The 20,425-nt window shown below is 73.4% G+C and carries 21 protein-coding genes; 13 read left to right on the top strand and 8 right to left on the bottom strand.

Annotated elements, in window-relative coordinates; genetic code table 11:
* Positions 1–4: 4 nt before the first annotated feature.
* From rpmF to ACTHLI_RS03930, 4 genes are all read right to left on the bottom strand, one after another.
* The gene (rpmF, locus tag ACTHLI_RS03915) at positions 5–208 is read right to left on the bottom strand and encodes a 50S ribosomal protein L32 (protein WP_375388019.1); all 204 of its coding nucleotides are present in this window, start codon (positions 206–208) and stop codon (positions 5–7) included.
* A gap of 3 nt (positions 209–211) precedes the next feature.
* On the bottom strand, positions 212–745 hold the full coding sequence (locus ACTHLI_RS03920; RefSeq protein ID WP_440181638.1) for a YceD family protein: 534 nt from the start codon (positions 743–745) through the stop codon (positions 212–214).
* A gap of 115 nt (positions 746–860) precedes the next feature.
* Complete coding sequence (ppsA, locus tag ACTHLI_RS03925) at positions 861–3,308, bottom strand: phosphoenolpyruvate synthase (protein ID WP_440181640.1); 2,448 nt, start codon at positions 3,306–3,308, stop codon at positions 861–863.
* A gap of 28 nt (positions 3,309–3,336) precedes the next feature.
* Positions 3,337–4,179 (bottom strand): pyruvate, water dikinase regulatory protein, encoded by an 843-nt coding sequence (locus tag ACTHLI_RS03930; RefSeq protein WP_440181641.1) that lies wholly within the window; start codon positions 4,177–4,179, stop codon positions 3,337–3,339.
* Positions 4,180–4,495: 316 nt separating this feature from the next.
* On the opposite strand from ACTHLI_RS03930, the gene ACTHLI_RS03935 reads away from it, so the two are divergent.
* Positions 4,496–5,371 carry a type IV toxin-antitoxin system AbiEi family antitoxin domain-containing protein gene (locus tag ACTHLI_RS03935; protein ID WP_440181642.1) on the top strand — a complete coding sequence of 292 codons (876 nt, stop codon included), beginning with the start codon at positions 4,496–4,498 and terminating at the stop codon, positions 5,369–5,371.
* Between the two features lie 106 nt (positions 5,372–5,477).
* Here ACTHLI_RS03935 and ACTHLI_RS03940 read toward each other — a convergent pair whose 3' ends face one another.
* On the bottom strand, positions 5,478–6,788 hold the full coding sequence (locus tag ACTHLI_RS03940) for an aspartate aminotransferase family protein (RefSeq protein ID WP_440181643.1): 1,311 nt from the start codon (positions 6,786–6,788) through the stop codon (positions 5,478–5,480).
* A 139-nt stretch (positions 6,789–6,927) separates the two neighbouring features.
* On the opposite strand from ACTHLI_RS03940, the gene ACTHLI_RS03945 reads away from it, so the two are divergent.
* The 3 genes from ACTHLI_RS03945 to ACTHLI_RS03955 all read left to right on the top strand — a co-directional run bounded on the left by ACTHLI_RS03945 (position 6,928) and on the right by ACTHLI_RS03955 (position 10,314).
* On the top strand, positions 6,928–8,154 hold the full coding sequence (locus tag ACTHLI_RS03945; RefSeq protein ID WP_440181644.1) for a hypothetical protein: 1,227 nt from the start codon (positions 6,928–6,930) through the stop codon (positions 8,152–8,154).
* Positions 8,155–8,215: 61 nt separating this feature from the next.
* The gene (cofD, locus tag ACTHLI_RS03950) at positions 8,216–9,178 is read left to right on the top strand and encodes a 2-phospho-L-lactate transferase (RefSeq protein ID WP_440181675.1); all 963 of its coding nucleotides are present in this window, start codon (positions 8,216–8,218) and stop codon (positions 9,176–9,178) included.
* On the top strand, positions 9,175–10,314 hold the full coding sequence (locus tag ACTHLI_RS03955) for a benzoate/H(+) symporter BenE family transporter (protein WP_440181645.1): 1,140 nt from the start codon (positions 9,175–9,177) through the stop codon (positions 10,312–10,314). The genes cofD and ACTHLI_RS03955 overlap by 4 nt, the downstream gene beginning before the upstream one ends.
* A gap of 112 nt (positions 10,315–10,426) precedes the next feature.
* Here the strand turns inward: ACTHLI_RS03955 and ACTHLI_RS03960 are convergent, their stop codons facing one another.
* Positions 10,427–11,125, bottom strand: a complete 699-nt coding sequence (locus tag ACTHLI_RS03960; RefSeq protein ID WP_440181646.1) for a Type 1 glutamine amidotransferase-like domain-containing protein — start codon at positions 11,123–11,125, stop codon at positions 10,427–10,429.
* A gap of 123 nt (positions 11,126–11,248) precedes the next feature.
* Positions 11,249–12,274 (bottom strand): aldo/keto reductase, encoded by a 1,026-nt coding sequence (locus ACTHLI_RS03965; RefSeq protein WP_440181676.1) that lies wholly within the window; start codon positions 12,272–12,274, stop codon positions 11,249–11,251.
* 154 nt (positions 12,275–12,428) lie between these two features.
* Here ACTHLI_RS03965 and ACTHLI_RS03970 point away from each other — a divergent pair, with 154 nt between their 5' ends.
* The 7 genes from ACTHLI_RS03970 (at position 12,429) to ACTHLI_RS04000 (ending at position 17,921) form a co-directional block, all read left to right on the top strand.
* Positions 12,429–13,025 carry a TetR/AcrR family transcriptional regulator gene (locus ACTHLI_RS03970; protein ID WP_440181647.1) on the top strand — a complete coding sequence of 199 codons (597 nt, stop codon included), beginning with the start codon at positions 12,429–12,431 and terminating at the stop codon, positions 13,023–13,025.
* 153 nt (positions 13,026–13,178) lie between these two features.
* Positions 13,179–13,919 (top strand): DUF4129 domain-containing protein, encoded by a 741-nt coding sequence (locus ACTHLI_RS03975; RefSeq protein ID WP_440181648.1) that lies wholly within the window; start codon positions 13,179–13,181, stop codon positions 13,917–13,919.
* Positions 13,916–14,449, top strand: a complete 534-nt coding sequence (locus tag ACTHLI_RS03980) for a hypothetical protein (RefSeq protein ID WP_440181649.1) — start codon at positions 13,916–13,918, stop codon at positions 14,447–14,449. Before ACTHLI_RS03975 ends, ACTHLI_RS03980 begins: the two co-directional genes overlap by 4 nt.
* Entirely contained in the window at positions 14,439–15,425 is a 987-nt protein-coding gene (locus ACTHLI_RS03985; protein ID WP_440181651.1) for an AAA family ATPase, read from the top strand. The genes ACTHLI_RS03980 and ACTHLI_RS03985 overlap by 11 nt, the downstream gene beginning before the upstream one ends.
* Positions 15,422–16,684 (top strand): DUF58 domain-containing protein, encoded by a 1,263-nt coding sequence (locus ACTHLI_RS03990; RefSeq protein WP_440181652.1) that lies wholly within the window; start codon positions 15,422–15,424, stop codon positions 16,682–16,684. Before ACTHLI_RS03985 ends, ACTHLI_RS03990 begins: the two co-directional genes overlap by 4 nt.
* Positions 16,681–17,214, top strand: a complete 534-nt coding sequence (locus ACTHLI_RS03995) for a hypothetical protein (RefSeq protein WP_440181653.1) — start codon at positions 16,681–16,683, stop codon at positions 17,212–17,214. The genes ACTHLI_RS03990 and ACTHLI_RS03995 overlap by 4 nt, the downstream gene beginning before the upstream one ends.
* Positions 17,215–17,306: 92 nt before the next feature.
* Positions 17,307–17,921, top strand: coding sequence for a GNAT family N-acetyltransferase (locus ACTHLI_RS04000; RefSeq protein ID WP_440181655.1), 615 nt, complete (start codon positions 17,307–17,309; stop codon positions 17,919–17,921).
* A 10-nt stretch (positions 17,922–17,931) separates the two neighbouring features.
* Here the strand turns inward: ACTHLI_RS04000 and ACTHLI_RS04005 are convergent, their stop codons facing one another.
* Positions 17,932–18,984 carry a S66 family peptidase gene (locus tag ACTHLI_RS04005; RefSeq protein ID WP_440181656.1) on the bottom strand — a complete coding sequence of 351 codons (1,053 nt, stop codon included), beginning with the start codon at positions 18,982–18,984 and terminating at the stop codon, positions 17,932–17,934.
* A 90-nt stretch (positions 18,985–19,074) separates the two neighbouring features.
* Here ACTHLI_RS04005 and ACTHLI_RS04010 point away from each other — a divergent pair, with 90 nt between their 5' ends.
* Together ACTHLI_RS04010 and ACTHLI_RS04015 are read left to right on the top strand one after the other, a co-directional pair.
* Positions 19,075–19,503, top strand: a complete 429-nt coding sequence (locus ACTHLI_RS04010) for an ACT domain-containing protein (RefSeq protein WP_440181657.1) — start codon at positions 19,075–19,077, stop codon at positions 19,501–19,503.
* 106 nt (positions 19,504–19,609) lie between these two features.
* Complete coding sequence (locus ACTHLI_RS04015; protein ID WP_440181659.1) at positions 19,610–20,281, top strand: thymidylate synthase; 672 nt, start codon at positions 19,610–19,612, stop codon at positions 20,279–20,281.
* Positions 20,282–20,425 lie beyond the last annotated feature (144 nt).

The following is a 20,425-nucleotide window of genomic DNA, read 5'->3' on the forward strand; positions in this document are numbered from 1 at the left end:
CTGGTCAGGCGTCGGCGACGCGGCGGCCCTTGTACTCGAGGTACAGGGGGACGCCGTCGGAGCCCTCGACCACCTTGGCGCGGTGCGGGAGGGAGTACACGACCTTGCCGTTCTCGATGGTCTTCACCAGGGTCGGCGCCTCGGCCTTCCACTGCGACCGGCGCGAACGGGTGTTGCTGCGCGACTGCTTCCGCTTCGGAACCGCCATGGCTTATCTCTTCTCTGTGTTGTCGTCGCTCCCCGCGGTGAAGCCCTGCAGCGCGGCCCACCTGGGATCCGCAGGCTCCTCCTGCTCGGTCTCGGCCGTGATCAGGCTGATACCGGGAGCGAGTTCGAGGTCCTCGCAACCGCCGACGCACTCGGGCTGGAAGGGCAGTGCCAGCACCACCGCGTCCCGCACCACCGGCTCGAGATCGAGCAGGTCGCCATCGAGCTGGTGGTCGAACGGTTCGTCGGCAGGATACCCGAAGAGCTCCGCGAACTCGACCTGGACCGGGATGGACACGGGGGCGAGGCAGCGGGCGCACTCCCCGTCGGCCTGCCCGACGACCGTGCCGGAGGCCAGCACGCCCTCGTGCAGGGACTCGAGCTTCAGGTCGATGGCCAGGTGCGCGCCCTCCTGCACCGCGACCATGCCCTCGCCGAGGTGCTCGGGCACCGCGATGTCGAGCGTCCGTTCCCGCATCTCGCCCGGATGCCGGACGAGGTCGCGCACGTTCTGGACATAGGGGCTGCGCGCGTTCACGGCGGGCGATTCTACGTTCATTTCGAAGGGGTTCCTGCCGGGCTGGTCCGGGCAGAAACCCCTTCAAAACGAACGAAAGGGCTTCAGGTCCCCCTCCGGTGGACGAGGAGGCGGGTCAGGAGCGGGCGACGGCCTCCCCTGCGGCGAGGGCGAGCCAGGTGTCGACGACGGTGTCGGGGTTCAGGGACATGGACTCGATGCCCTGCTCGAGCAGCCAGGCGGCGAGGTCGGGGTGGTCGGAGGGGCCCTGGCCGCAGATGCCGACGTACTTCCCGCGCCGCTTCGCGGCCTCGATCGCGAGCCGCAGCATGTGCAGCACCGCGGGGTCGCGCTCGTCGAACCCGGCCGCGACCAGGGCGGAGTCGCGGTCGAGGCCGAGGGTGAGCTGGGTCATGTCGTTCGACCCGATCGAGAACCCGTCGAAGTGGTCCAGGAACTCGTCGGCGAGCACCGCGTTCGACGGCAGCTCGCACATCATCATCACCTGCAGCCCGTTCTCGCCGCGGACGAGCCCGTTCTCGGCCAGCAGGGCGATGACACCCTCCGCCTCGGTCAGGGTGCGCACGAACGGGATCATCAACTTCAGGTTCGTCAGCCCCATCTCGTCCCGCACGAAGCGCATCGCCTCGCACTCCATCGCGAAGCAGCCCGCGAAGTCCGGGCTCAGGTACCGGGAGGCGCCCCGGTACCCGATCATCGGGTTCTCCTCGTGCGGCTCGTAGAGCTCGCCGGCGGTCAGGTTGGCGTACTCGTTGGACTTGAAGTCCGACAGGCGCACGATCACCGGCTCCGGCGCGAACGCGGCAGCGATCATCGACACGCCCTCCGCCACCCGCTTGACGAAGAACTCGCGGGGGGACGCGTACGCCTTGATCTTCTCCTGCACCTCCGCCCGCACGCGCTCGGGCAGCGCGCCCGGGTCCGCCTCCAAGGCGAGCAGCGCCTTCGGGTGGATCCCGATCTGCCGGTTGATGATGAACTCGAGCCGCGCCAGGCCGACGCCCTTGTTCGGCAGCCGCGAGAACGCGAACGCCTGATCCGGCGTGCCGACGTTCATCATGATCTTCACCGGGATCTCCGGCATCCCGCCGAGCGCCGTCTCCTCCACCTGGAACTCGAGCAGCCCGTCGTAGACGAAGCCGGTGTCGCCCTCCGCACAGGAGACGGTGACCTCCCGCCCGTCCGCGAGATCGCTCGTCGCGCTCCCGGTGCCGACCACCGCGGGGATCCCGAGCTCCCGGGCGATGATCGCGGCGTGGCAGGTGCGGCCGCCGCGGTTCGTCACGATCGCGGACGCCCGCTTCATGATCGGCTCCCAGTCCGGGTCGGTCATGTCCGCCACCAGCACCTCGCCCTGCTGGAACGCGGCCATCTGCCCCACGTCCGACAGGACCCGGACCGCGCCGGCCCCGATCTTCTGCCCGATCGCCCGGCCGTCGACCAGCACCGACCGGGCGGACGCGGAACCGGAGAGGCGGAACCGGCTGCTCGTCGTGGTCGACTGCCGCGACTGCACCGTCTCCGGCCGCGCCTGGAGGATGTACAGCCTCCCGTCGATGCCGTCCTTGCCCCACTCGATGTCCATCGGGCGCCCGTAGTGCTCCTCGATGACCATCGCGTGCCGGGCGAGCTCGAGCACCTCGTCGTCCGTCAGCGACAGCAGGCCGCGCTCCGCCGGGTCGACGTCGACGAACTCCGTCGTCCGCCCGACCGTCCGATCGGCGGTGTAGACCATCTTGATCGCCTTGCCGCCGACCTGCCGCTTCAGGATCGCCGGCCGCCCCGCAGCCAGCGCGGGCTTGTAGACGTAGAACTCGTCCGGGTTCACCGCCCCCTGCACCACCGCCTCGCCCAACCCGTAGGAGGCCGTCACGAACACCGCGTCCCGGAACCCGGACTCGGTGTCCATCGTGAACATGACCCCGGAGGCGCCCACATCCGAGCGCACCATCCGCTGCACCCCCGCCGACAGCGCGACGACGTCGTGCGCGAATGCGTGATGCACCCGGTACGCGATCGCCCGGTCGTTGTAGAGGGAGGCGAACACCTCGTGGATCGCGGTCAGGATCTGCTCGATCCCGCGCACGTTCAGGAACGTCTCCTGCTGCCCCGCGAACGACGCGTCCGGCAGATCCTCCGCCGTCGCACTCGACCGCACCGCGAACGAGGTCTCCGCGTCGCCCTCCGTCAGCTCCGCGAAGGACCGGCGGATGTCCGCCTCCAGATCCTCCGGGAACGGCTGCGCCAGCACCGCCTCCCGGATCCGCTTCCCGACCTTCGCCAGCGTCTCCACGTCGTCGATGTCGAGCCCCGCCAGCAGCCCGTCGATCCGCTCCGCGAGCCCGCCCCGCACGAACCGCCGATACGCGTCCGCCGTCGTCGCGAACCCGTCCGGCACCCGCACCCCCAGCTCGGACAGCGACGAGATCATCTCCCCCAGCGAGGAGTTCTTGCCGCCGACCTGCTCCAGATCGGCGAGCCCGAGATCCGCGAACCAGCGGACGTTGTCGCCGCTCGCCGTGCGGTGCCCGGAGGCGGTGGTCGGGGCTGAGGTGGTGCTCATCGTCGAGTCTCCCTTTGCGTTCGGTGGATCAGGCCCTGTTCAAGTGCTGCAGGATCACGGTCGACATCTCCTCGACGCTCTTCGCGGAGGAGTTCACGGTCGGGATGCGGTGCGAGCGGAACATCCGCGTCGCACGGTCCAGCTCCCACCGGCACTGCTCGATCGAGGCGTAGACCGAGTCGGGTCGGCGCTCGTTGCGCACCTGCGCGAGCCGCTCCGGCGTCGTGAGGATGCCGAAGCACCGCGCGCGCAGCCTCCGGACGGGATCGGGCAGGTCGAGCACCTGCAGGTCCTCCGGCACCAGCGGGTAGTTCGCGACGAACACGCTGTGCTGCAGCGCGAGGTACATCGTCGTCGGCGTCTTCCCGCACCGGGAAGGGGCGAGCAGGATCACGTCGGCAGCGTCGTAGTTGCGGAGGGACTCCCCGTCGTCGTGCTCGATGGCGTACTCGACGGCCGCCATACGCCGGTCGTACCTGGCGAGGTCGTCGGTGCCGTGCACGCGCACCGCGAGATGCAGCGCGCGGCTGCCGAGGATCCGTTCGAGCTGGCCCAGGTGGGACGAGACGAAGTCGATGATCGGTGCCCGACTCGTCCGCAGGATGCCGCTGATCGTGTCGTCCGCGATCGTCGTGAACACGAGGGGCGTGCGCGGCCCTTTCATCGCGGCGTCGAGGATCTCGACCGCGCGCCGCGCCTCCGCGATGGAGGAGATGAACGGGATGCGGTGCCGCTCGAACCGGATGTCGGGGAACTGCACGAGAAGGGCGTTGCCCATGGCCTCGGCGCTGATCCCCGTCTGCTCGGCGACGAAGTAGACCGGGACCGGCGGAGGCCCCACGACGTCCGGGGGCTCCGACTCCGCCGCCATCGGCCGCTCCTGACGCGTCGCACGCTGTCCGGGGTTGTCCGGATCAACCTCCGGACGCCTGGACTCTAGCCCCGGGACGCGCGGAGGGGAACAGCCGGTTCCGGAGGTGCGCAGGGCGCCGCGCGTCGGTTCCGGCAGCGACCGTCGGTTCCGGCAGCGTCGCGGGGCCGGATCCGCTGCCGGAGCCGACGAGATGTGCCGGAGCCGACGCGCCTGGCCGCGACTCCATCCCTCCACACCCCCGGATCCGAGGCGGAACGGGCTCCTGGGCCCGAAATCGCCTGCGGATCTCGTCGCCCCGGGCACGCTCCCACGGATGCGCAGCTTCTGGACGACCGCGGACCTCCTCGCTCGGGGGAAATCGGAGCGGGAGATCCGCCGAGCCGTCGAGCAGGGGCGACTCGTCGTCGTGCGGCGCGGGCTCCTGGCGGTGCCGGGGACGCCCGAGCTCCTTCAGCGTGCGGCCCGGGTCGGCGGCGTCGCCACCTCGGTGACGGGCGCCGCGACCCTCGGCCTCTGGACCCCGCCGGATCCGCCTCCCGGGCAGGTGCGGGTCCGCCCGCACCGGCCGGAGCACGATCGTCTGCACGTGGCGTTCCGGCGGACGACGACCCGGTTCCACGATCCGCGCGACGGCACCCTCCCGCTCGATCGCACCTCCGCCGTGGTGCTCCACAGGACCGCACCGGAGGTGGTCGCGACTGCTGCGGCGACGGGGATCGCACCGCCGCTCACGATGCTCGAGCACGCCTTCCGATCGCTGCCGCCGGAGCGCGCGCTCGCGATCCTCGACTCGGCGCTCCACCTCCGATTCCTCTGCACCGCCGATCTGCCGGCGCTCGCCGCCCGACTCCCCGGGCGCCTCCGGCCGATCGTGCTGGCGGCCGACGGCCGCGCGGACTCGGGGACCGAGACGATCACGCGGTACCTGCTCCGCCTGCTCGGTCTCCGGGTCGAGGTCCATCCGGTGCTCGAGGGCATCGGCGAGGTCGACCTGCTCGTCGAGGGCAGGCTGATCGTCGAGCTCGACGGCAAGGAGTGGCACGACGACGACGAGGCGTTCGAGCGGGACCGGAGGCGCGATCTCGTCGCCGCGACGACGCGCTACCGGTCCCTGCGGTTCACCTGGCGGCAGGTGCTGTTCGAGTGGCCGTCGGTCGAGGCCGCGGTCCTGGCCGCGCTCGCCGCCTGAGCGCGTCGGTTCCGGCAGCGTCCGTCGGTTCCGGCAGCGGCGCGGGGCCGGATCCGCTGCCGGAGCCGACGAGGTGTGCCGGAGCCGACGCGCCTGGCCGCTCTCGTCAGGGGAGGACGGCGTCGTAGATCGCGACCGCGCGCTCGACCTGCTCCTCCGTGACGATGCAGGGCGGCACCACGTGGATGCGGTTGTCCTGCACGAACGGCAGCAGCCCCGCCTCCACGAGTGCGGCCTTGATCCTCGCCATCTCCGCGGGCGGCAGCGGGGTGCGCGCGGCCCGATCCGTCACGAGGTCCAGCGCCCAGAACACGCCGAGGCCCCGGACCTCGCCGATCACCGGGTGCCGCTCGGCGAGCGCGCGCAGCGCCGGGCCGAGCGCCTCCGCGCCGATCCGCCGCGCGTGGTCGACGATCCCCTCGTCCCGCATGGCGTCGATGGTCGCGACGATCGAGGCCATCGCGAGCGGGTGGCCGGAGTAGGTGAGGCCGCCGGGGAAGACGCGCGTGTCGAACTCGGTGGCGATCGCGGGCGGGATGAGGACACCACCCGCGGGCACGTAGCCGGAGTTCACGCCCTTCGCGAAGGTCACGAGGTCCGGGACGATCCGATCCGGGTTGAGCTCCGGGTTCTGGAAGGCGAACCAGTCGCCCGTGCGCCCGAAGCCCGACATCACCTCGTCGAAGATCAGGACGATCCCCCACCGGTCGCACAGCGCGCGCAGGCCGGTCAGCCAGCCGGGCGGCGGCACGATCACGCCCGCGGTGCCCGGCACGGTCTCGACGAGCAGCGCGGCGATCGTGCCGGGCCCCTCCGCCTCGACGATCCGCTCGAGGGCGTGCAGCGCGCGCTCGACCTCCTGCTCGGGCGACGACGACCAGAACTCGCTGCGGTACGGGAACGGTCCCCAGAAGTGCACGTGCCCGCGGGCGTACTCGTTCGGGACCCGCCGCCAGTCGCCCGTCGCGACGACCGCCGCGCCCGTGTTGCCGTGGTACGAGCGGTACGCGGAGAGCACCTTGTCCCGCCCGGTCGTGAGCCGCGCCAGCCGGATCGCGTTCTCGTTCGCATCGGCGCCGCCGTTCGTGAAGAACACCTTCGCGAACGGCTCCCCCGCCGCCTCCAGGATCCGCGCCGCGGCGAGACCGCGCACCCGGTTGGCGTGCGCGGGCGCCACCGTCGGCAGCACGGCCGCCTGCGCCTGGATCGCGGCGACCACGCGCGGGTGGGTGTGGCCGATGTTCGTGTTCACGAGCTGGCTCGAGAAGTCGAGGAGCCGGCGGCCGTCCTCGTCCCACACCTCGGCACCGGAGCCGCCCGCGATGACGAGGGGGTGGAGGGCCCCCTGGGCGCTCCAGGAGTGGAACACGAGCCGGTCCAGCTCGAGCGTCGACGGCTCCTCGTGCTGCGCTTGCATGCGCTCATCCTCGCGCGGCCAGGCCCGATCATGTGATTTGCAGGTTCGCTGCGCGCCGCCGGGGCGGCACCCCTCCTTTCGGGGACACTCGGGCTCGCCCCGGGGCCTCCGGGCACCAGAGCGAAGGAGCGCGCACCGCATGTCACTGCTGCTGCCCGAAGGCACCCGCCTCCTGCACATCGGCCCCGCGAAGACCGGCACCACGAGCCTGCAGAGCGGCTTCCACACCAACCGCGACCGGCTCGCCCTGCACGGCGTCCACTACGCCGGCGAGGGGTCGCAGCCGCGCGCCGCCGCCGGCGCGGTGGCCCTCGGCAAGCGCATCCCCGGCCATCAGCACGGACTGGAGGCGTGGCCGGAGCTGGTGCGGGAGGTGCAGGAGTCCACCGCCAAACGGGTCGTGATCTCGAGCGAGACCTTCGCGCGGGCGAACGACGAGCGCGCGCGGACCGTGATCGACGCGTTCGGCGCCGATCGCACCCACGTCGTGATCACGATGCGCCCGCTCGTCGACATGCTGTCCTCCTCCTGGCAGCAGTGGGTCCAGACCGGCTCACGCACCTCCTACGCGTCGTGGCTGGACCAGATGCTGAACCGCGAGGACACGGTCAACGGCAAGCAGCCGGAGTTCTGGCAGAAGACCCGGATCGACGTCCTCGCGCGTCGCTGGGGCGCCCTGGTCGGGCCGGAGCACGTCACGGTCGTCTCGCTCGCCGCGTCCCCCCGCGATTTCGTGCTGCGCACGTTCGAGGAGCTGACCGGGCTCCCGGAGGGGACGCTGGTCCCGGATCCGAACGCGGAGAACCTCTCGCTCAGCCACGGCGTGGCGGAGACCGTGCGGCGCTTCAACGAGCGGTTCGCGGCGCTCGACGGCGCGTGCCCCGACGTGCAGGCCGCCGTGATCGAGTTCGGCGCGATCCGGCAGCTGCGCGCGCATCCCGAGCTGCTCGCGGCGGACGGCCGCATCGAGGTGCCCCGGTGGGCGGCGGACCGCGCGGCGGTGCTGATGCAGGACATGATCGACGGCGTCCGGGCTGCTGGAGTGCGGACGGTCGGCGACCTCGACGCGCTCGTGACTCCGAGCCGGCCGCCGGTGCCCGAGCTCACGACCCCGGAGGCGCTGTCCACCGAGGCCGCCGCCGGCCTGATGGTCGGCATGATGCTCGCGGCCGCGCGCGGGGTGCCGACCTTCGATCAGCTGTCCGGCCGGTTCGGCGCGAAGGAGCTCGACGGCGTCGGCACCCGGGAGCTCGTCCGCTATACCGCCTCGCGGCTGGCAGACCGGATGCGCGCGAAGCTCCCGCGCTCCGGCCGGGTGGCCGCCGATCGGAGCCGGGTCGCCGCACCGGTCGCGCGTTCGGTCTGACCGGGCGGGCGGCGGTCCGGGCGGCGCGCAGCGCCCTCCTAGGCTGATGCCGGTGGACCCCTTGCAGCTCGTCGTGCTCGCGGGCGGCGTCGGCGGTGCGCGGTTCGTCCGCGGGCTGCGCGCGCTCGTGCGGCGCGACCGCCCCGGCGCCGCCATCACCGTGATCGCGAACACCGGCGACGACCTGTGGCTCGCCGGGTTGCGCGTGACCCCCGATCTCGACTCGCTCATGTACGCGCTCGCCGGCGTGAACGACGAGGAGCGGGGGTGGGGCCGTGCGGGCGAGACCGAACGGGTCAGCGCGGAGCTCACGGCGTACGGCGTCGGCTGGCCGTGGTTCACGCTCGGCGACCTCGATCTCGGCACCCACATCGCACGGACGTCGCTGCTGAAGGACGGGCTGCCGCTGTCCGCGGTGGTCGAGCGGCTCACGACGCGCTGGCCGCTCGGCGTCCGCCTGCTGCCCGCGACGGACGACGAGGTCGAGACGCACGTCCGCACCGCCGAGGGCACGATGCACTTCGAGGAGTGGTGGGTCCGCACGAGGGCGGCCCTGCCCGCGCTCGGGTTCGAGCAGCGCGGCGTCGAGCGCGCGACGGCCGCTCCCGGGGTGCCGGAGGCGATCCTCGGCGCCGACGTCGTGCTGATCGCCCCGTCGAACCCCGTCGTGTCGATCGGGACGATCCTCGGCATCCCCGGGGTGCGGGAGGCGCTCGAGGCGACGAGCGCGCCGGTGGTCGGACTCTCCCCCGTGATCGGCGGCGCCGTCGTGCGCGGGATGGGGGACGCCTGCCTGTCCGCGATCGGCGTCGCCACCGACGCGGCAGCGGTCGCGCGGCACTACGGCGCCCGGTCCGCGGGCGGCCTGCTCGATGGGTGGCTCGTCGACACCGTCGACGAGGACGCGGTCGAGGGGCTGACCGCGGCCGGCATCGCGACCCGCGCCGTGCCGCTCCGGATGACGGACGACGACGCGACGGCCGCGATGGCGCAGGCGGCGCTCGACCTGGCCGCCTCCCGGTGAACGGCCGGGTCCTGCAGCCCGTCTCCGCAGGCGTCGTCGGGACCCTGACCGGCTTCTTCGGGTCCGTCGCCGTGCTCCTCGCCGGTCTGACCGCCGCAGGGGCGACCGCTGCGCAGGCCGCGTCCGGGCTCGCGGCGCTCTGCGTCGTGAACGGCCTGCTGTCCATCGGGGTGTCCCTCCGGCTCCGGATCCCCGCCTGCTTCGCCTGGTCCACGCCCGGCGCGGCGCTGCTCGTCGCCGCGCACCCCGGATCCCTCGGCACCGCGGTCGGCGGCTTCCTGCTGTCCGCCGCGCTCATGGTCGTCACCGGCCTGGTCCCGACCCTCGCGCGGTCGATCGACCGGATCCCGGCGGCGCTCTCCGGGGGCCTGCTCGCCGGGGTGCTGCTGCCGTTCTGCCTGGCCCCGGTGCGGGAGGCGGTCGTGACGCCGTGGATCGTCCTGCCGCTGGTCGTCGGCTGGTTCGTGCTCTCGCGGCTCGTGCCGAGAGCCGCAGGACCGGCGGTGATCGTCGCTGCGATCGTGCTCACCGTCGTGCAGGGGTCCGCGGGCGCCGTGCTGCCGCCCCTGCCAGTGGTGACGCCGCCGTCGGTCGACGTCGTCGGCATCGTCGCGCTCGGCCTCCCCCTCTATCTCGTGACGATGGCCGGCCAGCAGCTGCCGGGGCTGGCGGTGCTGCGCGCGAACGCGTACCGGCCGCCGACACGCCTGCTCCTCGTCGCCTCCGGGCTCGGCAGCGCGGTGGCGGCGCCGCTCGGCGGCGTCCAGCTGAACCTCGCGGCGATCACCGGAGCCATCATGATCGGCCCCGACGCAGGGGAGGATCGCGGCCGCCGGTGGATCGCGGGCGTCGCGTCCGGCGGCACCTACCTCGTGCTGGCGGCCATCGCCGGCGTCGTGGCGGGGCTGATCGGCGACCGGCCGCCCGCGCTGGTGGAGGCGGCCGCGGGCCTCGCCCTCATCGGCGCGTTCATCGGCGCGATCACCGCGGCGATCGAACGGCCTGACACGCGGGTGGCGGCCGCCGTGACCTTCCTGGTCGTCGGCTCCGGCATCGCGGTCGCCGGCATCGGCAGCGCGTTCTGGGGGCTCGTGGCCGGCGGCGTGGCCCTGGCGGTGCTGACCGCGCGCCGCTGACGACCTCCCGGCCGCCACCAGGCTCGCGGATCCGCAGAACCGGGCCGGCGCGCCGCGTCGGCCGCCGATCCAGCGGCGTGTCGGCGAGGGAATGCGGATCCGCGAATTGCGCTCAGCGGGAGTCGACGAGGGCGCCCTGCTCGTCGAACCGCAGCCAGTGCCCGTCGGAGACGACCTCGGGAACGGCGGCGAGGTCGCGGACGAGCAGCGCGGACCCGTCGGAGAGGAACCAGGTGGGCCCTCCCATGCGTCGCGCCACCTGCGCAGCCCAGTCGTCGGTCGCGTGCGGGAAGGACGCGGCACCGAGGTGGTTCACCGGGAACCAGTCGAACAGCGGCAGCGCCGGCCCGACCGGGTCGAGGCCCAGCAGGTCGACCTCCTCCTGATCGTCCAGCGCGTCGACCGCGGCCCTGTGGAGGCGGGAGAAGATCATCGAGCCGGCACTCATGCCGATGTAGACCTTCTCGTCGAGGAGCTCCCGCAGCACGGGAGCGAGACCGCTCGCGCGCCACTCGTGGGCGAGCCAGTGGTTCGAGCCGCCGTAGCAGAAGATCGCGTCCGCCGACCGCAGCCGGGCCTCCACGCCCTCCCGCGGCCCCGACCGGAGGGTGAGCACGTCGCACTCGGCCCACCCGAGCGCCCGATACGCCTGCAGATGGTCGAGCATCCCGCCCTTGTCCCCGGGGAACGGGAGCATCGCGTCGATCAGCACCGCCGTGCGACGCTCCGCCGGCGGCGCCGCGAGGAGGTCGACGAGCGAGTCCCGTACGGGGCCCTCGAGCACTCCGTTCGACGTGAGCAGCATCCGCATGGCGCGATGCTGCCACCCCTCCGCGCCCGCGACCCCTTCGCGGATCCGCAGAAACGAGGCGACACGCCGCGATCGTGACGCTGATCGCGGCGTGCCGCGACGGAACTGCGGATCCGCGAGGGGTCAGGCGGCGGAGCGCTGCGCGGCCGGACGGCGCCGGAGGGTCGGATCGCCGACCTCCGGGCCGCGGTAGACCATGTCCATCGCGCCGATGCTCTCCCCCGGAGGCACGATCGCGTCGATGCGGTCGAGGACCTCGTCGGAGAGCCGCACGTCGAGGCCGGCGATGGTGTCCTCGAGCTGCTCCATCGTGCGCGGCCCGGCGATCGCCGAGGTCACGCCCGGATGCGCGATCACGAACGCCATCGCGAGGTGGGTGAGCGGGATGCCGACCTCCTCGCTGAGTGCGACGAGCTGCTCGACCGCCGCGAGCCGTCGCTCGTCGCGGAAGTGCCGCATGCCCGTGCGGACCGATCGGAACTCGCCGTTCTCCTGACCGGCGCGGTACCGGCCGGTGAGGGTGCCGCCCGCGAGCGGGCTGTAGACGAGGGTGCCCATCCCGTACCGCTGGGCGACGGGGAGGATCTCCCGCTCGATCTCACGGTCGAGGATCGAGTAGTTCGGCTGCTCGGTGCGGAAGCGCTCGAAGCCGCGGCGCTCGGACATCCACTGCGCCCCCACGATCTCCGAGCCGCGCATCGACGAGGTGCCGATGGCGCGGACCTTGCCCTGCCGCACGAGGTCGGTGAGCGCGGAGAGCGTCTCGTCGATGTCCGTGCCGGGGTCCGGCCGGTGCAGCTGGTAGAGGTCGATGTAGTCGGTCTTCAAGTTGCGCAGGGAGCGCTCCACGGCCTGCATGATCCACCGGCGGGAGGCACCGCGGTGGTTCACGTCGTCGTCGACGGGGCCCCAGAACTTCGTCGCGAGCACGACCTCGTCGCGGCGGCCGGCGAGCGCCTCGCCGACGACCTCCTCCGAGTCGCCGTAGCGGTCGGCGGTGTCGATGACGTTGATGCCGGCGTCGAGCGCGCGGTGGATGATCGCGATCCCCTGACCGCGGTCGGGGTTGCCGAGCGAGCCGAGCATCATCGCGCCGAGCGCGTAGGGGGTGACCTTGATGCCGGTGCGGCCGAGCGTGCGGTACTGCATGACGGACTCCTCGTTCCGGTCGCCGCGACGGGCGACGTCCTGTTCCTGGATCGGGAGCGCGGTCACGGCTATGCTCGAGTCGTATCCGGAACAGCGTTCCTCCTGTCGAGGACTCTAACCGGAACATTGTTCCGCTTGCAACCTCAGGATCTCCATGCCGACGAGCCCGACGACCGACGCCGCCCCGACGCGACGGCGGCGCGCCGATGCAATGCAGAACCTCGACGCCCTCCTCGAGGCCGCGAAGGCCGTGTTCGCCGAGTCCGGTGTCGACGCGCCGGTCCGGACGATCGCCGAGCGCGCGGGCGTGGGTGTCGGCACCGTCTACCGGCACTTCCCGCTGCGGTCCGACCTGATCTCCGCGGTCTTCCGCCGGGAGATGGACGCGTGCGTCGACGCCGCGGACGAGCTGGAGGCGACGTACCCGGCGGGCGAGGCGCTCGATGCGTGGGTGCTCCGCTACACGGAGTTCGTCGCCGCGAAGCAGGGTCTCGCGGCCGCGCTGCACTCGGGCGATCCGGCGTACGAGCCGCTCGCGGACTCCTTCTCCACCCGGCTCACCCCGACGCTCGCGCGGCTGCTCGCCACGGCCAGGGCCGCCGGCGCGATCGGGCAGGAGGTCGAGCCCTCCGAGTTCCTCGCGGCGGTCGCGAACCTCTGCCACGGCACCGGCCCGAGCCCGCGCGGCCGCGAGCACGCCGAGCGCATGGTCCGCCTGCTCCTCGCCGGACTGCGGGCGCCCGCGGCCTAGTCCTTTCGCGGATCCGCAGAAACGCGGCGGCGCGCCGCGCCAGGTCGCGACCGAGCGGCGTGTCGACGCGGAACTGCGGATCCGCGGGAGGAGGACCCCGACACTCAGGGGTCCGGCGCCCGATCGGTGCCGACTGGCAACTACCCTCGGCGGGTGCGCCGACACGACGGGGAGCCCGAAGGCCCCGAGGACGCGCCGCCCGTCGGTCGTCGCGCGACCGGCCGCCTCCTGATCCCGCTCGTCGTCGCCGGAGCTGCGGTCGTCGTGCTGAGCACGGCGCTCGAGGGTCGCGCGCACGTCGTACCGTTCTTCGGCACCGGCGGCGGCACGCCCATGGACGCGCCGACGCTGATGCCGCCCTCGGCGGCCGCCCCGCATCATGCGGATCCGGGCCGGATCGACGTGAACACGGTCATCGGCGGCATCCTGCTGGGGCTCGCGGCGCTCGTCGCCCTCGCGCTCGCAGTGCTGCTGATCCGCCTGCTCCTGTCCGCCGCCCGCGGTCGGCGACGGCGGCTCGGGCTCGAGGGAGCAGCGGCGCAGGGCGCCGACCCGCTGGTCGCCGACGCGCCCGCCGTGCTCCGCGGCATCGCCGCCGCACTCGTCGCGTTCGCGGAGGACCGGGAGCCCGGCGACGCGGTCGTCCGGGCGTGGCTGGGGCTGCAGCAGGCAGCGGAGGACGCCGGGTTCGCCCGCTCCCCCGCCGAGACGCCCACCGAGTTCACCGGCCGCGTCCTGAGCCGGACCGGCGCCGACCGGGTCGCTCTCAGCACGTTGCTCGACCTCTACCTCCACGCCCGGTTCGGGGACGGAACGATCACCCCCGCGGACGCGACCGCCGCCCGGCAGGCGCTGCGGGCGCTCGAGGCGTCGTGGGAGCGGGTGGCGGTGTGAGCGCCGGGGTCGTGGTGCGCGTGGCGGTCATCGCGGCGTTCGTCGCCGCGCTCGTCGGCGGAGCCGCCGGCGCGCTCGGGCTCGACGGCGCGCACGCCCTCACCGTGGGGTGCGGCGTCTTCGCGCTCGTACTGATCCTGCTCACGCAGAGCAGCATCGTGCCGCCCGCGGATCTCGAGCCGCCGGAGGTCGAGCAGCCCGTCCGAGGCCGGCGGGACGTCGAGGAGCTCGCCTGGTCGATGGTCGAGCACCGCACCCACATCCGCGGGATCGTCATCGGCCGCGTCCGCAGCATCGCCGCCCGGCGGCTGGCCGAGCACGGTCTCGACCCGGAGCGCCCGGAGGACGACGACGCGATCGCCGCCCTGCTCGGCTCGGACGCGTGGGCCGTCCTCCGCCCGGATCGCGACCAGCCCGTGCCACCCCGCGCCTTCGAGGCGACCCTCCGCGCCGTGGAACGCCTCCCGCCGCCAGCACCGCTCGGGCCCGCCCGCGCGCTCCCCGAAGACAGGACGACCCGTGCCGACTGAACCGCAGCTCTCCATCCCCGACGTCGCCGCGATCGGCCGACGGGTGCTCGACCGCGTCGGCACCGTCGTCGTCGGGATGCGCGACAGCCTGGAGCTCGCGCTCGGCACGGTGCTCGCAGGGGGCCACGTGCTGTTCGAGGACGCCCCGGGTCTCGGGAAGACGCTCGCGGCGCGCAGCCTCGCGACCGCGCTCGGGCTCGACTTCCGCCGCCTCCAGTGCACCCCGGACCTGCTGCCCTCCGACATCACCGGCTCGTTCGTGTACGCGCCCGCGACCCGCGAGTTCGAGTTCCGGGCTGGTCCGGTGTTCACGGGCCTGTTCCTCGCGGACGAGATCAACCGCACCTCGCCGAAGACCCAGTCCGCGCTCCTCGAGGCGATGGCGGAGGGACAGGTGACGATCGAGGGCCGGAGCCTGCCGCTGCCCCGCCCCTTCCACGTCGTCGCCACCTCGAACCCGATCGAGTACGAGGGCACCTACGCGCTGCCGGAGGCCCAGCTCGACCGGTTCCTCGTGCGGCTGTCGGTCGGCTACCCGGACCGCGGCGGTGAGTCGCAGGTGCTGCGCAACCGGGTGCAGCGCCGGCACGAGGCCGCCCCGATCGAGCCCGTGATCGACGCGCGAACGCTGCTCGCGATGCAGGCCGCGGTCGAGGCGGTGTTCGTCGACGACGACGTCATCGCCTACTGCGTGGATCTCGCCGCGGTGACCCGCCGGGTCGCCCAGGTGCAGGTCGGCGCCTCCCCGCGCGGCTCGCAGGGGCTGCTGCTGCTCGCACGGTCGCTCGCCGTGCTGGACGGCCGCGACTTCGTGACCCCGGAGGACGTGAAGCGCTGCGCCGTGCCCGTGCTGGCGCACCGGCTGACGCTCACCGCGCAGGCATGGGCCTCCGGCGTCGACCCCGCCGCGGTGGTGCAGCACGCGGTCGCGGAGGTCCCGGGTCCGCCGGTCGTCGGCCGCGCCGCCGCCCGGTGAGCGGACCGACGCGGCAGCGCTGGCACCGCCGCGGCGGCGGGGCCGCGCTCGGGCTGCTCGCGATCGCGACCCTCGGGGTCGGGCTCGGCTTCGGCCGCCCCGACGTCGCGCTGCTCGGCCTGCCGCTCGCGGCGACCGCGGCCGTCACCCTCCGGCGACCGGCCGGGACCGCCTCGACCGTCGTCGAGGTGTCGGCCGAGGACGACGCGATCGTCGCCCGCGTGCAGGTGGAGGGCGCGGCGGGCGTCGATTTCGTGATCGTGTCCGCCGGTGCCTACGAGGAGCCGCCGACCACGGTCGTCGTGAGTCGACGGCAGGCGGAGCGCCTCGAGGCGCGACTTCCGGTCCTGCACAGCGGGCCGCAGGAGGCGCTCCGCGTCGGCGGCCAGGTGTTCGCGGCCGGAGGCGATCTCGTGCAGCACCTCGATCCGCGCGTCGCGCACGCCACGATCGCGCCGGAGCAGGAGCGGGTGGCCGCCCTCCTCCTGCCGCACCGGCTCACCAACCGGCCGGGCGCCCACCCCGCGCGGCGGCTCGGGGACGGCCTCGACTTCCGCGACCTCGCCCCGTTCACGCCCGGCGACCGGCTGCGCCGCATCGACTGGCGCGCCACCGCGCGCTCGCCTCGCCCGGATTCGGAGCTGATCGTGCGGCGGATGGACGCGACATCCGAGGCGGCCGCGGTGATCGTGCTCGACAGCCGCGACGACGTGGGCTCCGCCGTCGTCGAGTGGGGCCGCGACCGGCCTGCGCGCAAGGGGGTCGCCTCGCTCGACCTCGCGCGACCTGCGGTCTCCGCGATCGCCGCGAGCTACCTCGAGGCCGGGGACCGTGTCGCCTTCCACGACCTGATCCGCTCGGGTGCGAGCGCCAGGAGCGGCGGAGGGAGGCGCAAGCTCGAGCAGATCCGCGCCGTCGTGACGCAGACGGTCCCGCGCCCCGACGGGTCCCCGAAGCCCCCGGTGCTGCCGACGGCGGCGGTCGTGTACCTGGTGTCGACGTTCCTCGACGAGGACGTCGCGGCCCTCGCGGTGCTCTGGCGGAGCGCGGGCCATCGGGTCGTCGCGATCGACGTGCTGCCGAAGCCGAGTCTGGAGGGCGCCGACGAGGAGCACCGCCTCGCGCATCGCGTCCTGCAGCTCGAGCGCGCCGATCGGCTCGAGCGCCTCCGCCGCGTCGACGTCACGGTCGTGCCGTGGCAGGACGCGGACCGCGACCTCCTGCTGCGCCAGGCCGAGCGCGACCGGAGGCGCCGATGAGCCGCTCCTCCCGCCCGAGGGTGCGGGCGGGCTTCCCGATCGGCCCGTGGGTGCCGGGCGTCGTCCTCCCCGCCGCGGTCGGGCTGGCCGGCGTCGTCGGCTCGCTCCTCGCGCTGCAGGACCTCCCGCTCCTGCTCGGTGTGGCGATGTCGATCGTCGCGGGGTTCCGGGTCCGCACCCCGACGCCCTGGCTGCTCGTCGCACTCCTCGTCGGCGGCCGGCTCCTGCAGCGCCCGGGCGCCCTCGACGCGTCGCTGCCCGCGCTCGTGCTCGTGCTGCACGTGCTCGTGGTCCTCGTGCTGCTGGCCAGGGCGGTGCCGGTGCGGTCCCGTCTGCAGCTGGCCGCGCTCGGGCCGGCCGCGGTGACGACCGGACTGGTCCAGGTGGTGGCGCAGGTGCTGGCCGCACTGCTCCTCGCGGCTCAGGACCACCTCCAGGTGCTGCCCGCGGCCTCCACGATCGGCGGCGCGCTGCTCGTCCTGGTCGCCGGCCTGATCGTCCTCTCCCGCCGCGTCGAGCACGACGAGTAGCGGGGCTCGGCCCCCGCCTCCCGTTCGCGTCGGCGCGCCCTTCAACCGCGAGGACGGACGCGCGGGGCGCCAGGAGGCGGGAGCATGGGCGGGTGTCCGCTGATGTCGTCGTGCTGCGTGCCGATGACGATCGCCGCGCACCGCTCGAGCGCGCCGGGTGGGTGGTCTCGGCGCGGTCGTGGGGTGCGCAGCTCGATGGAGCACGCGCCGATCGCGCCGAACTGCGCCGTCGTCTGGACGCCGTGGCGGATTCGGTCCTGGTGCGGGAACTGACCCGCGCCGACGTCGACCTGGTGCTCGCGCTCGATGCGGCGACGGCGGACGACTATCCCGGCGATGTCGCCACCCGGCACGAGCCGCTGACTCCGGAGCGCGCCGTGCCGACCCCGTCGCGGCGCGCATTCGGCGCGTTCGACGGGGACGGCAGCCTGGTCGCCATGACGTGGATCGACACGCACGACGAGCGCGCCGAGACCGACTTCACCGTGGTGGCCGCACCGCACCGTCGCAACGGGTACGGCAGCGCCGTCAAGGCCGCGTCGCTGCTCGCGCTCCTCGATGCGGGCGTCCGGCGATTCCGAACCGGAGGATCGAGCGAGAACGCCGCCAGCATCGCCGCGAGCCGCGCGCTCGGCTATGCCATCGACGAAGCATGGGTGACGCTGCGCCCGGGCCGCCCACCGTCGGATCAGGCCTCCACCGGTTGAGCTCCCCGTCTCAGTCGTAGTCCGCGCTGACCGTGCGGGCTCCACCATCGAGCCGGATCCGGCCTCCGTGCGGGACGATCCACTGCGGCCGCGTGTGCCCGAACGGCACGCCGACGCAGACGACGGCCTGCGGGTTGTAGCGGGTGACCTGTTCGACGACGGCGTCGCGCTGCGCGGCGCGCAGGCGGGCGCGCGTCTCCGCCGACGGCCGAGCAGCACCCAGCCGGCTGACGGGCGGACGCGCCACCAGCACCCCGGCAGCGGCCGCGAGCACGCCGCGCTCCCCGAGTGCGCGCACCCAGCGCCCGACCTCGTGCGCATCGGGGAGCTCCTCGCTCGTCTCGAGCAGCAGGACGACGCCCTCGAGATCGCCGAGATCGGGCATCCGGCCGGCGAGCGCGAGCTGGTCGATCACCTCCAAGCACCCGCCCCACGTCCGCCCCTCCACCGCGACCTCCGGTCCGGCCCACGCCCACGGCTCGGTCGGCTCGCGGACACCGAACTCCGTCAGGGATCGCGGATCGGCCCAGTCGATGCCGACGTCCTCCGACTCACCCGGATCCGTCAGCTCGATGACACCGCCGTCCAGGAGTGCCGCTCGGAGCGACCGCAGGTGGACGTCGTCGATCTGCGGACCTGACCCGAGTTGGACCTGCGTCGAGCCGCCGTAGTAGCTCGGCACCCCGAGCCGCCACAGGAGGTTGTGGAGGTTCGTGTTGTCGCTGTACCCGAGGAACGGCTTCGGGTCGGCCGCGACCACATCCGCGTCCACGTGCGGGATGACGGTGATCTGATCGTCCCCGCCGATCGTGGCGAGCACGGCTCGGATCGACGGATCCGCGAACGCCGCAGTGATGTCCGCGGCCCGGTCCTCGGCGGTCGCCCCGAGCCGCCTCGTCGTCGGGTACTCGACCGGCACCAGGCCGGTCGCCTCGGCGAGCCGACGCAACGCCTGCTCGTGGATCTCAGGTGCGACCGCCGGAGCGGCGAAGGCAGGAGAGAGCACCGCGACCCGATCGCCCACCCTCGCCTTCGGAAGCGATCCGAGCCCGCGAGACGTCATCGCGTCATCCAAGCAGAGGGCACTCTTCCGCCGACGAGCCGACGAGCGCGGCCGGGCCGACGGGGGGCGCGGAGGTGCGAGGCTCGTGCGGTGCCGTCCGGTTCGACCGATCTCGCCCACATGCTCGCCACGCTCGAGGTGGTCAGCCGCGGGGAACCGTACGTCTACGCGGTCGTCGGTCCCGACGATCCCCTCGCGGCGCTCGCGGCGGGCATCGTCCGCGAGACCGAGGGGACGACGGTCGTGGTCCGCAAGGCGGACGCGGACCGCGCGGGGCTCGCGTACGACTTCGTCGCCGCGTGGCTGACGCTCTCCGTGCACTCCTCCCTGGCGGCCGTCGGCCTGACCGCGGCGGTCGCCACGGCGCTGAGCGAGGCGGAGATCAGCTGCAACGTGCTCGCCGGCGCATTCCACGACCACCTCCTCGTCCCCGCGCAGGACGAAGCCCGCGCGCTCGAGACCTTGGCGGCGCTGCGGGCCGACGCGCTCGATCCGCGCCCTGATCCGTTCTCCTCGTGACGGCGGTCGCCCCGACGGCGCGCGTCGGGCCCCTGAAGGGAGCGCTCCGCTTCGACGTCGGACCCGTGCTCGATACTGAAGCGGTTCGGACGAGGGAGCGACTGCGGTGGACGTGCTCGACGAGGCGACGACGCCGGTGCTCCCGGCGCGGACGATCGGCGGTGCGTGGCTCGATGTCGCCGACCGGATCCTCCGAGCCGGCATTCCGGCGACCTGGGACGCGAAGCCCACACGGGAGATCCGCACCGTCACGCTCGAGGTCGCCGAGCCGAGACCGGACGACCCGCAGATCGCACGGTTCGCCGATCCGGAGCGGCTCGCCTGGATGCACGCGAACTTCACCGAGTTCCGCCGGGTGCGCGCGCTCGGAGACGCGGCCAGCTACGCCAGCCGGCTCTTCGACTACCTCCGAACGGGACGAGATCAGATCCGGTGGGTGATCGACCGCCTCGCAGCCGATCCGACCCGGCGCGACGCCGTCATCACGACCTTGGAGCCCACCCTCGACACGTCCTACGTCCCCTGCGTGAGCCTCCTCGACTTCTGGATCCCGGACGGGCGGCTCGAGCTCGTCGTCGCCGCGCACAGCATCGACTTCGGCACCAAGGGCTACGCGAACCTCGTCGAGCTCGCCGAACTCCAGCACCGCGTCGCCCACGCGCTCGAGATCCCCGTCGGCCGTCTGCTCATGAGCGTCAAGTCCGCCCACATCTACGAGCCGGAACTCGAGCCGATGCGCACGGTCGTGGCTGCGTCCCGTCGCGCGGCGGTCCGCTGACGGAACAGCCCGCCCGCGGCGCCGCGGTCCGTCGTGACGGATGGTGCTGAGTCCGCACTCCCCGACTCGGTCCTGGGATGCGCGACCGCGGATCCGTCGCAGCCGGCCGGCCCCGCAGACACGTCCGGTGTTCGGTCGCCATGG

The organism is Amnibacterium sp. (assembly GCF_051956055.1).
In the GTDB taxonomy this organism is placed as follows: domain Bacteria; phylum Actinomycetota; class Actinomycetes; order Actinomycetales; family Microbacteriaceae; genus Amnibacterium.

What these genes read in the sequence shown, in the direction of transcription:
- rpmF (WP_375388019.1), bottom strand. Translation starts at nt 208, where the DNA reads ATGGCGGTTCCGAAGCGGAAGCAGTCGCGCAGCAACACCCGTTCGCGC.
- ppsA (WP_440181640.1), bottom strand. Translation starts at nt 3,308, where the DNA reads ATGAGCACCACCTCAGCCCCGACCACCGCCTCCGGGCACCGCACGGCG.
- ACTHLI_RS03930 (WP_440181641.1), bottom strand. Translation starts at nt 4,179, where the DNA reads ATGGCGGCGGAGTCGGAGCCCCCGGACGTCGTGGGGCCTCCGCCGGTC.
- ACTHLI_RS03935 (WP_440181642.1), top strand. Translation starts at nt 4,496, where the DNA reads ATGCGCAGCTTCTGGACGACCGCGGACCTCCTCGCTCGGGGGAAATCG.
- ACTHLI_RS03940 (WP_440181643.1), bottom strand. Translation starts at nt 6,788, where the DNA reads ATGCAAGCGCAGCACGAGGAGCCGTCGACGCTCGAGCTGGACCGGCTC.
- ACTHLI_RS03945 (WP_440181644.1), top strand. Translation starts at nt 6,928, where the DNA reads ATGTCACTGCTGCTGCCCGAAGGCACCCGCCTCCTGCACATCGGCCCC.
- ACTHLI_RS03960 (WP_440181646.1), bottom strand. Translation starts at nt 11,125, where the DNA reads ATGCGGATGCTGCTCACGTCGAACGGAGTGCTCGAGGGCCCCGTACGG.
- ACTHLI_RS03965 (WP_440181676.1), bottom strand. Translation starts at nt 12,274, where the DNA reads ATGCAGTACCGCACGCTCGGCCGCACCGGCATCAAGGTCACCCCCTAC.
- ACTHLI_RS03970 (WP_440181647.1), top strand. Translation starts at nt 12,429, where the DNA reads ATGCCGACGAGCCCGACGACCGACGCCGCCCCGACGCGACGGCGGCGC.
- ACTHLI_RS03995 (WP_440181653.1), top strand. Translation starts at nt 16,681, where the DNA reads ATGAGCCGCTCCTCCCGCCCGAGGGTGCGGGCGGGCTTCCCGATCGGC.
- ACTHLI_RS04005 (WP_440181656.1), bottom strand. Translation starts at nt 18,984, where the DNA reads ATGACGTCTCGCGGGCTCGGATCGCTTCCGAAGGCGAGGGTGGGCGAT.